This is a genomic window from Marinobacter iranensis (assembly GCF_029207565.1).
Lineage (GTDB): Bacteria > Pseudomonadota > Gammaproteobacteria > Pseudomonadales > Oleiphilaceae > Marinobacter > Marinobacter iranensis.
Window position 1 is genome coordinate 1 of the sequence record NZ_JANCMW010000229.1, and the last position, 264, is coordinate 264.

The 264-nt window shown below is 64.8% G+C and carries 1 protein-coding gene; it reads right to left on the reverse strand.

All coding sequences use genetic code 11. The features are described from left to right. Positions 1 to 167: VOC family protein (locus tag NLU14_RS23295; protein WP_420845097.1), on the reverse strand; the 167-nt coding region annotated here is incomplete at its 3' end. Positions 168 to 264 lie beyond the last annotated feature (97 nt).

The window sequence follows — 264 nt, forward strand, 5'->3', positions numbered from 1 at the left end:
TAGGCGGCGTTGCTCAGGAGCATCCGGCTCGCCCCCCGCGACACGCCGGCAAGGCCGAGCGCCGCGTCCGACCAGTCGATCGTGAAGCCCAGGCGCGTGCGGTACCAGTCCAGCGCAGCCGCGAGATCGGCGACCGGGATCTCGGGACAGGCGGCGGGGAAGTCCATCCTATAACACCCACTCGAATAGCTAACGTTTCCGAACACCGTCCTGGGCAATTGCCTCTATTAGCTCGACGACCGCTGAGATTTTCCACACGACACC